This is a genomic window from Ruegeria sp. AD11(2025) (genome assembly GCF_056542405.1).
On the sequence record NZ_JBQFZU010000086.1, the window covers coordinates 1 to 2,379 of the forward strand.

Annotated in this window: 2 protein-coding genes and 1 pseudogene; all 3 read right to left on the reverse strand. The window is 50.1% G+C overall.

Annotated elements, in window-relative coordinates; all coding sequences use genetic code 11:
* Nucleotides 1-351 (reverse strand): annotated as a pseudogene (locus ACR1XY_RS24345) (transposase); the annotation flags it as partial.
* Nucleotides 352-412: 61 nt separating this feature from the next.
* A complete protein-coding gene (locus tag ACR1XY_RS24350; RefSeq protein ID WP_480597355.1) occupies nt 413-1,228 on the reverse strand; it encodes a hypothetical protein in 816 nt (271 codons plus the stop codon).
* A 219-nt stretch (nt 1,229-1,447) separates the two neighbouring features.
* Nucleotides 1,448-2,379: LysR family transcriptional regulator (locus ACR1XY_RS24355; RefSeq protein WP_480597357.1), on the reverse strand; the 932-nt coding region annotated here is incomplete at its 5' end.

Genomic DNA, 2,379 nt, shown 5'->3' on the forward strand with positions numbered 1-2,379 from the left:
CCGCGGAGTCCCTCTTTAGCGCCCGCTGCTTTATGATGAGCGCGGATCACGGTGCTGTCGATCACTTGCAGGGTGTGAGGAACGGCTCCGCTTTGATTCAAAGCGTCCATGATTGACTCCCATAACCCGGACAGGGTCCAACGCCGAAACTGCCGGTAAACACTTGACCATTTGTCGAACTCTTTAGGTAGGTCGCGCCCTGGAGCACCCGTCCCGTGCGATCCAGAAAATTCCATCAAGAACAAGGCGGTGGTTCGTAGGTTTGCGCCCATTCGGGATGCGAACAGCGAGGATAAAACTCTCAAAGAAAGCCCACTCTTCGTCCGACACCAGGTTTCGTGGCAAGCTGATCTCTATCGCAGATATCAGCTTGAATCACACCAGCGGCGCATGGGAATCACGGCCTAGGCATCTAAACTCGATCACGACAATATTGCCAAATAAGATTGTTTATGCAGGTGTCTTTCAGCGCCCTAAAAACACTTGATTCCGCCGCAGGAACACGCAAACAGCCATCGGCGATAGATGGCCTGTGAAGTAGATGAAAACCATCTTGCGAGAAGGAACGAGACATAAGCATAACTGGCACACTGCAAGCTACCTCGCGAAATGAAGACAGCTGCTCAACAACAATATCGAGATCCACCAGACCGTCGAATGTGTCAAAATCTATGCAGAGTAAATCCCAACACTCTGGAGCATCAAGAATGATCCGCGTAGCGTCTTGGAGGCTTCGGCTGTCTCTAACATTAAAACCTGCCTCCGTGAACAAGTTGCGGATGTCACGCGCCTCCTTTGTTTCGCCCGCGACAAGCATAACCCAAGACCCTTGATACAGCCCAAGGTTAGTATTGCCCTGCCCCCGATGAATAAGCCATTCTAATTCACTCAGAAAGTGTTGATCCAATTCGTCCAGTTCGCCGCTCACACCAACTTTTGACCAAAGCTGACCGAATTCCTTACGATCTGAATCCGCCCTGAGGGTGACAGACTTTTGGAAAGCCAAGGGCAGAAGAAGCGAAACTAAAACACCAACAAAAACGTAGCAGACCATCGCTGCAATCAATCCGTACCCGGCTGATAGCGCTGATCCAGCCACCACAAATCCAGCAAATACGCCAGCTAAAATCGTCGGCAATAAAGGCAGAACCCGTTCGCCCTTGGGGAATGAAACCGGCGGGGAACCTGCTTCCCAGTTTCTAACGCGGGTCATTTTTTTCACACCCATTTATTAATTCGGCGGACAAATTCACCACCTTTATTGATACCCTTTCCTTCATGACTCTGCCTGCCTCGTGTAGTATTTGGTATTGAATACACTCCACGACATGGTGCTAAAGTGCCAATTCCCAGTTTCTATTTAACGATAGATTTTAGCTATGCTTCGGAGGTATTGAACCCAGCGGGCCAACTTCGATTGAGCTCTGCGAGCAATCACCAAAAGCAATCACATGCTGTTCTCAAGAGCTGGCTTCTGCCTGGCCAGTTCTTGAGTGAAACCCCTTATTTCGGGGCGCGCGGGTTGGTGAAGATACCGAAGCGCAACAACATGACGCTCAAATTCAGCATCCTCAATGGTCAGCGAGACAAATTCCTTGCTCCGTGGGATTGCCGTCTCGGGTAATATCAAAAAACCCCTGCCCAATCGCACTAACTCCAGGAGCAAATCAACACGGTTGGAACGATGTGTAAAATTCAGTGTATTTCCGCGGTCAGCGCAGAAACCAAACAAGATTTCACGCATATCGCAGTCGACTCTGGCCAGCGCATCGTTGCCCGCCAACACATCCAGGTTCACGGTTTCCCTTTGACTAAGCGGGTGTGTGGCGGAAACAACAACGCGGTAAGTTTCGCTGTAAAGTGGCTCCGCCTGATAAAGTTCGGATCCCGCATCAGCATTTGTTATGGCGATATCAAAGCGGCCTTCCCGAAGGCCGTCTAGAAGCGCATTTTGTTTATCGACTATGATCTCGAAATTAGTCTCCGGTGCTCGCGCCTGATACCGTGTTACCGCGTCTGCTATTCTGATCAGTCCGATGCTTTCACCAACTCCAACACTGATGGGAAAACCCTCGAGACGAACGTAACGTTTCGCATCTACCACTGCTTGCTGAGTCTGCTGCAACACTTCTTTCAAGTGCGGGAGAACGACTGCGCCTAACGGCGTCAAGCTGCATCCGGCACGATCACGCAAAAACAATCTACCGCCCAACCTGTCCTCCAGCTTCTTGATGGCTGTCGTGAGAGATGGTTGAGAAACGTTTAAAGCTTGCGCCGCGTGAGTGAAGTTTCGATATTTAACAAGTGCCAAAAAATATCGAATTTGATGCATTTCCATGAATTCTGTGCCCCCTCTCTTTGGCGATGCCCGTGAATCAT

Excerpts from the sequence above, each read along its gene's own strand:
- ACR1XY_RS24350 (WP_480597355.1), bottom strand. The coding sequence starts at position 1,228 with ATGGGTGTGAAAAAAATGACCCGCGTTAGAAACTGGGAAGCAGGTTCC.